This window comes from Veillonella dispar (genome assembly GCF_900637515.1).
Classification (GTDB): domain Bacteria; phylum Bacillota; class Negativicutes; order Veillonellales; family Veillonellaceae; genus Veillonella; species Veillonella dispar.
Genome location: NZ_LR134375.1, coordinates 1398423 through 1407500, shown reverse-complemented (window position 1 = coordinate 1407500; position 9078 = coordinate 1398423). Strand labels below are relative to the sequence as shown.

Here is a 9078-nt window from a genome sequence, read left to right as displayed (position 1 = left end):
TATCATACTATAATATGTTCATTCAAGTGGAGCTTGTTTATATACTCAATACCTATAGTAGTATCTGTATTGTACTGATATAAGAATAGATGTATAAAATAATGAGGAAGGAGGCATATGTATGTCTAAGATTTATAAAATCCATAAATGGTTATCTATAGTTTCTGTGATATTTTTCTTAATGTTCTGTATTACAGGGCTTATCCTCATGTTCAGAACTGAATTAAATGCGTGGGCTCAAGGGGGCACGAACCATACCTCATCTTCAATGGCTATGGGGCAAGAAGAGACACCTATTTTTGATTATGCTGATGAAGGGGCTCTACTAGTTAAGGCAAAATATCCGTCAAAGGATATTTTAAATATTTCTCCTGCCATGGGTGCTTCACATCTTTTACGGTATCGTATTATTGAATCATCAGCTACCGTAGCACCTCCAGCACGTATGGGTATGGGAGGGGACTATGCATTATATAATCCTGAAACAAAGGCTCTCATTACTACCCATCATGAAACACCTGCTCATCCTTGGGTTCGAAGTGTATTACATACGCTTCATCAACTACATACAAGATTAGATCTCGGAAAAACTGGGATTTATATTGTAACAATTTTATCTTTTTTATGTGCTTTATCGATTATTTCTGGTATTTTCTTATATGGTCCATTTCGTAAAAGTTTTGCAAAATCTGCAGTATTGTCAAATCATATGAAATTAAGTTCATTGCATCGAGAGTTTGCAATGGTTGCTACTGTATGGGGATTTATCTTATGTATTACAGGTGTATGGATAGGTGGATTTTTTATTGCCAATGACAGCTATAATGCAGATGTACTACATACTGCAAAGCAAGAGCTTTCATCGGATCAATCCGAAATTTTACAACCATCCGAAGCTATTTCTCGCATTATGAAAGCTTATCCAGATCGTCAGCTTATATCTATTGATTATCCATCCAAATTTAATGACCATCACTATGCATTTTATTTAGGTGCTGAAAATGATGATGATCCTGCTATGTTTTTGGGACAGCCTGTCTATGCTAATTTACATGCTGATTCTGCTAAGGATATGTATTCTACAAAAACAATACCATGGTATTTTACTGGTATGACTACAATGATTAATCTCCATATTCATAATCATAATACAATGGTGCTTAAAATATTATGGGCCATCTGGGATATAGTTCTTATTATAGGTATTATAACAGGCATTATGATGACTATTATAAAGAAATTTGTTAAATCTCGTGCTATGGAATCTAGAGCACCCGTTGAGATACAACATGTTTGGCGTAAACCTATCCTTTATAGTATTTTAGTTCTCCTAGGTTTTATTGTGCCTCTTTGGTCTAATCCAATCACAAATAGTATAGCTGCCATTTGTTTAAGCATTCCACTTATTGGATTCTTAATTTCTCTGATCAGAGAGAATAATTATTAATCAGTATTTTATTAGCTTGCTCCATAAGTATAAGTATGTCGCAAATGTTTGATTACTCTAGACTTAATCCGCATGGTTCATCATTAGTTTATTGATTATTTTCGAAGTGAAATGATATAATAAATTTAAATAAATAGTTTTTATGTATAAAATTCTGTATTTATATTTATAATTGAGAAAGTGGTAGTTACTATGAATTATATAAAAGCATTTATTCAGTCTGAATCATCTGGCGGTATTATGCTCTTACTTGCCGCTATTCTTGGTGTTATTACAGCAAATTCTCCTCTAGCAGAACAGTATTTCGCCTTAATGCATGTGTATTGGGGACCTATGGATATACTGGAATGGGTTAATGATGGGTTAATGGCACTCTTTTTCCTATATGTAGGGCTAGAGATTAAATCAGAAATGATTTCTGGCGAATTGAATACAAATTCAAAAAGAGTATTACCACTCTTAGCTGCTTTTGCAGGTGTTGTTACACCTGCTTTAGTATATTTCTTAATTGCTGGTTCTGTCCCTGAGTATACCCATGGATGGGGGATTCCAACAGCTACAGATATTGCATTTGCCATAGGTGTTATTATGATGCTTGGTAAACGTGTATCTCAAGCTATGAAAGCTTTTCTTTCTGCCTTAGCTGTTATTGATGATTTAATTGCTATTATCGTTATAGCTATCTTCTACGGTGCCGGCGTAGATTTCCCGTATTTGATTGGTGCTGCTATCGTAACAGGCGCATTGTGGTATACTAATAAACAGGGGTATGTGAGACCTGTATTATATGGTGTATTGGGTGCAGTTCTTTGGTATTTTGTATTAAAGTCTGGCGTTCATGCAACTATTGCTGGGGTTGTCTTAGCTATGACAATTCCTGCAACAGGTAAACTCGATGGTGAAACAGTATATCCTATGCATAAATGGGCAGATAAACTGAAGCATTGGGTTAATTTTTTAATTATTCCTTTATTTAGTTTCTTAAATGCAGGGGTATCCTTTGCTGATGTTTCAGTAGATCATTTATTCCATCCTGTTGTACTAGGCGTTTCATTAGGCCTTATTTTAGGTAAACAGTTTGGTATTTTCTCTGCAGTTTTCGTTTTAGTTAAATCTAAGATTATCAAGATGCCTACTAATACAACATGGCCAGAGGTTTATGGTACTGCCATCGTTTGTGGTATTGGTTTTACTATGAGCTTATTTGTAGCTACATTGGCATTTCCACCTGGTGTTAATCAAGAAATGGCTAAAATTGGTATCTTTATAGGTTCTATTATTTCTGGTTTATTAGGTGCTATAGTTTTAATTTTGGCATATAAAATAAGAACTTTTAAGCATAAATAATGAACGTATTATATTAGGAAGGAATCATATGGAACGGATATTTGTATTTTTACGTTCTCCTGGTTCGGCGACTGCTGTTCTACTAGGAGCTACACTTATTGCATTAATCGTAGCAAACTCTCCATTGGCGACACAGTATATGTCACTTGTTAATTTGAAACTAGGTCCACTAACAACTATGGAGTGGGTAAATGATGCATTAATGGCGATTTTCTTCCTCTTTGTTGGGTTAGAAGTAAAGCGTGAATTGGTAAGTGGCGAGCTTAATACGAATGCAAAGCGTATTATGCCAGGTATTGCTGCATTATTTGGTGTGTTAGTACCTGCTATTATTTATTATCTTATTGCAGGCTCTAGTGAAGTGTATGTTCATGGTTGGGCTATTCCAACAGCGACAGACATTGCTTTTGCTATAGGTGTTATAACTGCATTGGGATCTAGAGTTCCTAACTCTATGAAGGTCTTTTTGACCGCCTTAGCTGTTATTGATGATTTGATTGCTATTATCGTTATTGCTATATTCTATGCATCAAATCTGAATCTTTTCTATTTATTTGGTGCCGTTGTTGTAACGGGTTTATTGATTTACTGTAATCGGTCTGGTTATGTTAGATCTTTATCCTATATCATTCTTGGTTTGATTCTATGGTATTGTATACTTCGCTCTGGATTACATGCTACTATGGCCGGTGTAATCTTGGCGATGACAATTCCAGAACGCGGTAAGATTGGTCGTAAATATGTTAGACCAATGCAACATTGGGAACATTATTTATCTAACTGGGTAAGCTTTGTGATTGTTCCTATTTTTGCTTTCTTTAATGCCGGTGTAAGTCTTGCTGGATTCGGTGTAGCAGATTTAACACATCCTGTTGTTTTAGGTGTTGCACTAGGCCTTATTTTAGGTAAACAAATCGGTATCTTTGGTGCTATGTTTGGGATGATCAAGTTAGGTATTGTACCTATGCCAGCAGAAGCTAACTGGAAATTTATTTATGGTACCTCCATTGTATGTGGTATTGGTTTTACTATGAGTATATTTGTTTCTGTTTTAGCTTTTGATCCAGGTCATGCTCAAGAGATGGCTAAGGGTGGCGTATTAATAGGTTCCATCATTTCTGCCGTTATTGGCTATATTTACTTACGCATTATTGGTGCTAAGCGTAAGGAATGCCATATAGGTGTATATCATAACTGCTAAAATTAAATAGTTATTATAAAAGTCTCCATTATTGACTGTCTATAAAATCAAAACGTAAAAACTTTACTTGATTAGGTAGACTTTAATGGAGATTTTTCATTGCTATACTATATTTCTATGATATATATGTAGTACTAGATTTGAGATATAGTTAAAAACGTGCATTATATATGCATTTTTTGTATTGCTATCTCAATATGGTTTATAGATTATTTAAAACTGTATAGTATACTACTGATGTAAGGTGAGGTGTATATGGTTAAGAAAATAATTATCGCATGTACGCTTGTTTGTATGACTACAATGGTATCTTCCGTATCATTGGCAAAAACGATTGATCGGGGACAACGGGGGCACCATGTTAGCAAGGTGCAAACCATGTTAAAGCATCAAGGTTTTTTACATGATTCTGTAGATGGTATTTACGGTCATAATACGGAACAAGCTGTACGGAAATTTCAAAAGTCAAAGGGACTCGCTGTAGATGGTCGCGTTGGTCCTAGTACGATGAATGCTTTAGAAAAGATGGAGACTCGTTATGGTGGACATGGTACAGAATTAAGTCATAATGGTGTACCAAATAAATACTCTCGCGTTTTAACTATGCAAGCTAGTGCTTATTCTGCTCAAGATCCTGGCAATGGTAATTATACGGCTACAGGTAGTCGCTTAAAGAAGGGCATCGTATCTGTAGATCCAAAATTAATTCCATTAGGTACGCGATTATACATTGAAGGTTATGGTTATGCTGTAGCTGATGATGTTGGTGGCGCTATCAAAGGTCATAGAATTGACTTAGCTTATGATTCTCGTTCTGAAGCATTGCAGTTTGGTCGTCAAACTGTGAAGGTTTACGTTTTATAATAAAAACTCTCTAGTACATATAATAGTGTAATAGACTATAAGGTCTAAACTTACAGTATTATATGAGGACTAGAGAGTTTTTATTTTGCCGAATTATAATGTTTCTATAACCTCGAATATTCGGAAATTATGGTATAATAAACACAGATATATTTGAAATAACTCATGACATTTGTTACATGAGTGTAATCAATAGTTATATGATGAATGGTAAAGGAAATTCTATGGATAAAGTACGGCGTGTGGAACGCATGGTGGCAATGACTAAATTGTTAGTTGATTCACCGCAAAAATTGATTCCTTTAAATTATTTCTGTGACTTCTTTGGCATGGCAAAGTCTACAGTTAGTGAAGACTTAACCTGTGTGAGACAGTCTATGGAGCATTTTCAACTTGGTACATTAGAAACCGTAGCTGGCGTAGCAGGCGGAGTGCGTTTTATTCCTCATCGTAAGGGTACTCAGGCTAATGATATTTTACGAGATGTGCAAACTCGCTTGATGGAGCCAGATCGTATTATTCCTGGTGGGTTTATTTATATGTCTGATATCTTATATGATTGGCATGTAATGACACGCCTTGGGGAAATCATTATGACCCGTTTTATGGACCGCAACCCTGATTATATTTTGACCGTTGAAACAAAGGGGATTCCGTTAGCTGTCATGGTAGCACGAGCTTTCAATAAACCTCTCGTCATTGCTCGTCGTGATAGTAAGGTAACAGAAGGGTCTGCTATTAGTATCAACTATGTAACAGGATCTTCTGGTCGTATTCAAACGATGACGCTAACAAAGAGAGCGATTCCTCCCAATGCTAGGGTTTTAATTATCGATGATTTTATGAAAGCAGGGGGCACTGCAAAAGGTCTTAAAGAACTTGTCTTAGAAATGAGTGGTGTCGTTGTTGGGACCGGTGTTCTTGTAGCAACGGCAGAGCCAAATCCAAAATTAATCGATGATTATGAATCACTATTTACGTTCTATGGGATTGATGAAAATACAAAGAAAATCAATATAGAACCAGTATTTGATGAAGAATAACCAATTAATATTAGATACATTATAGTTAGATATAATGACTTTAGATCGCATATTGGACAATGGGCTAATATGATGTAAGTACTATTAAAAAGTCAGATATATGAGAGATAACAGATAGGAGATTACTATGAATATTGCAAGCCTTATTTTAGCTGCTGGTAAGGGCACGCGCATGAAGTCTAAATTGCCAAAGGTATTGCACAAGGTTGGCGGTAAGGCGATGGTAGAGCGCGTTCTTGAAACGGTTCAGTCTATCGGTACAAATCGCGATGTGGTTATCGTAGGCTTTGGCGGTGATGCTGTTCAAAATTACTTGGGTGACCGCGCTGAATTCGTTCGTCAAGAAGAGCAAAATGGTACAGGTCATGCTGTAAAAATGGCTCAACCAGTGCTTGGCGATTATGATGGTACTATCTTATTACTTTGTGGCGATACACCACTTGTTACAAAAGAAAGTTTAGAAGCACTGTTAGAAGAACATAAAAATTCTGGTGCAGCAGCGACAATTTTAACAGCTCATATGCCGAATCCAACAGGTTATGGCCGTATTATCCGCAATGAAGAAGGCTCTGTAGTTCGCATTGTAGAGCAAAAAGATGGTAAACCAGAGGAATTAGCTGTTCAAGAAGTTAATACAGGCATGTATGCTTTTGATAGTCAAAAATTATGGCCTTGCTTAGATCAATTATCTGATGATAATGCACAAGGTGAATTGTATATTACCGATGTAGTTGGTATTCTTGTAAATGGTGGCGACAAGGTAAGCGCTTATATGACTAAAGACTTTGAAGAGTCTCTAGGCGTAAACTCTCGCTTGCAATTAGCGGAAGCCGAAGCTATTTTGAAACATCGTAAAAATGTTGAGCTAATGACAGCTGGTGTTACTATTATTGATCCAGCCAATACTTATGTAGCTCCAGAGGTAACAGTAGGAGCTGATACAATCTTGCATCCTGGCACAATCCTCGAAGGAAATACTGTCATTGGTGAGCGCTGTGAAATTGGTCCACATACTCGTTTGACGAATGTAAAAGTAGGTAATGATACGATTATCCACTTCACATATGGTCATGACTGCGAAGTAAAAGACGGTGTAGATGTAGGTCCATATGTTCACTTGCGCCCTAATACCGTGCTTGGTAATAAGGTTCATGTAGGTAACTTCGTAGAGGTTAAAAACTCCAATGTTGGGGAAGGTACTAAGTTCCCACATCTTTCCTATATCGGCGACAGCGACGTAGGCTCTGGTGTTAATATTGGCTGCGGTACGATTACTGTAAACTATGATGGTAAAGTTAAACATCGTACGACAATTGGCGATGGTGCTTTTGTAGGCTGTAATAGTAATTTAGTAGCTCCTGTAACAGTAGGTAATTATAGCTATGTAGGTGCAGGTTCTACCATTACTAAAAATGTACCAGATAAGGCGTTAGCCGTAGGCCGTAGCAAGCAAATTGTGAAAGAAAATTGGGTAACTGATGATACTTTCAAAAAGAAATAAAAAAATATTATAATTTTTTAACACAATTAGGGCAAAATAGTATACAATAAAAAGGCAATAGTGTGTATCTGTAATGGATGATTATGGATAAGTAACCAGTATAGGAACAAATGAAAGGGTAACAAAATGGCATTTGAAGACGGCAAAAAACTTAAAATTTTCACAGGTAATGCGAATCCTGCATTGGCAAAGGAAATTTGTGATTATTTAGGTTTGCCTTTAGGTGAAGCATTTGTAGGTCGCTTTAACAATGGCGAAGTACAAATTATGATTGATGAAAGCGTACGTGGCAAAGATGTATTTATCATTCAACCAACTAGCTATCCTGTAAACGACAATTTGATGGAATTAATGGTTATGGCTGATGCGTTAAAACGCGCTTCTGCACGCCATATTACTGCTGTAGTACCTTACTATGGCTATGCTCGCCAAGACCGTAAGACTCGTGGCCGTGAACCAATTACTGCAAAATTAGTAGCAAACTTGATGCAAACTTCTGGTATTACACGTCTTGTAACAATTGACTTACATGCAGGTCAAATTCAAGGCTTCTTTGATGTGCCAGTAGATCATTTATATGGTGCATCCATTTTAGCTAAATACATTAATGAAAAAAATCTTGAAGATGTGATTGTTGTATCTCCAGACCTTGGCGGTGTAACTCGTGCTCGTGATTTGGCTGACCGCATCGGTGCGCCAATCGCAATTATCGAGAAAAAACGTCCTGAACCAGGCGTAGCTAAAGTTATGAATCTTATTGGCGATGTAAAAGGTAAAAACTGCATCATCGTTGACGATATTGTAGATACAGCAGGTTCCCTTGTAGAAGGCGCTAAAGCATTAGAAGAATTTGGTGCAAAATCTGTTATGGCTGCTGTTACCCATGCTGTATTAACAGATCCAGCAAGTGAACGCATTGCAAACTCTAACATTAAAGAGCTAATCGTAACAAACACAATGCCATTACCAGAAAATTGCAAATTAGACAATGTAACGCAATTATCTGTAGCTCCATTATTGGGCGAAGCAATTATGCGTATCTTTCATGAAGTTTCAGTAAGTAATTTATTTGATAAATAATAGGTGATTCTTGAAATTAGTAGTAGGCCTTGGTAATCCAGGCAAGCAATATGAAGCGACAAAACATAATATTGGATTTATGGTTATCGATGCCATTGCCGATAGCGTACCTCACACGCCTTGGAAAGAGGAACAACGTGCAGAGGTGTGCAGTATTACTGTAGATGGTGAGAAGGTATTGCTTGTAAAGCCACAAACATTTATGAATGCCAGTGGTGAATCTGTAGGTCCGTTGATGCGGTATTATAAGATTGACCCATCTGACGTGTATTGCATTTATGATGATATGGATTTACCGGTAGGCAAATTACGTATTCGACCAAATGGTAGTTCTGGTGGGCATAATGGGATTAAATCCTTAATCTCCCATATAGGCACAGAAAACTTTCCGCGTTTCCGCGTAGGTATTGGTCGTCCATTACCACAATGGACTGTCATTGACCACGTGTTAGCACCATTTAGTGAAGAATCACAAGAGAAAGTACAAAAAGGTATCAAAGATACAGTAAAGGCTGTATTAGGTACTTTAGAGGTGGGCATAGACAAAGGGATGAATCTGTTTAATCCTAAGCGTCGTCCACAGCGATAAATAACA

8 protein-coding genes are annotated in these 9078 nt (G+C 36.8%); all 8 read left to right on the top strand.

Annotation, left to right across the window (positions count from 1 at the left end):
- Positions 1–121 precede the first annotated feature (121 nt).
- Positions 122–1447: a PepSY-associated TM helix domain-containing protein gene (locus EL171_RS06530; protein WP_005387139.1), complete on the top strand. Its 1326-nt coding sequence runs from the start codon at positions 122–124 to the stop codon at positions 1445–1447.
- Between the two features lie 192 nt (positions 1448–1639).
- Complete coding sequence (nhaA, locus tag EL171_RS06525) at positions 1640–2794, top strand: Na+/H+ antiporter NhaA (protein WP_005387138.1); 1155 nt, start codon at positions 1640–1642, stop codon at positions 2792–2794.
- 28 nt (positions 2795–2822) lie between these two features.
- Complete coding sequence (gene nhaA / locus EL171_RS06520; RefSeq protein WP_005387137.1) at positions 2823–3995, top strand: Na+/H+ antiporter NhaA; 1173 nt, start codon at positions 2823–2825, stop codon at positions 3993–3995.
- Between the two features lie 255 nt (positions 3996–4250).
- Positions 4251–4859 carry a peptidoglycan-binding protein gene (locus tag EL171_RS06515; protein ID WP_005387136.1) on the top strand — a complete coding sequence of 203 codons (609 nt, stop codon included), beginning with the start codon at positions 4251–4253 and terminating at the stop codon, positions 4857–4859.
- Between the two features lie 224 nt (positions 4860–5083).
- Entirely contained in the window at positions 5084–5902 is an 819-nt protein-coding gene (purR, locus tag EL171_RS06510; protein WP_039969280.1) for a pur operon repressor, read from the top strand.
- Positions 5903–6029: 127 nt separating this feature from the next.
- Positions 6030–7403, top strand: a complete 1374-nt coding sequence (gene glmU / locus EL171_RS06505) for a bifunctional UDP-N-acetylglucosamine diphosphorylase/glucosamine-1-phosphate N-acetyltransferase GlmU (protein ID WP_005387132.1) — start codon at positions 6030–6032, stop codon at positions 7401–7403.
- A gap of 126 nt (positions 7404–7529) precedes the next feature.
- The gene (locus tag EL171_RS06500; RefSeq protein ID WP_005387130.1) at positions 7530–8483 is read left to right on the top strand and encodes a ribose-phosphate diphosphokinase; all 954 of its coding nucleotides are present in this window, start codon (positions 7530–7532) and stop codon (positions 8481–8483) included.
- A gap of 10 nt (positions 8484–8493) precedes the next feature.
- The gene (gene pth / locus EL171_RS06495; protein ID WP_005387127.1) at positions 8494–9072 is read left to right on the top strand and encodes an aminoacyl-tRNA hydrolase; all 579 of its coding nucleotides are present in this window, start codon (positions 8494–8496) and stop codon (positions 9070–9072) included.
- The last annotated feature ends 6 nt before the right edge of the window (positions 9073–9078 follow it).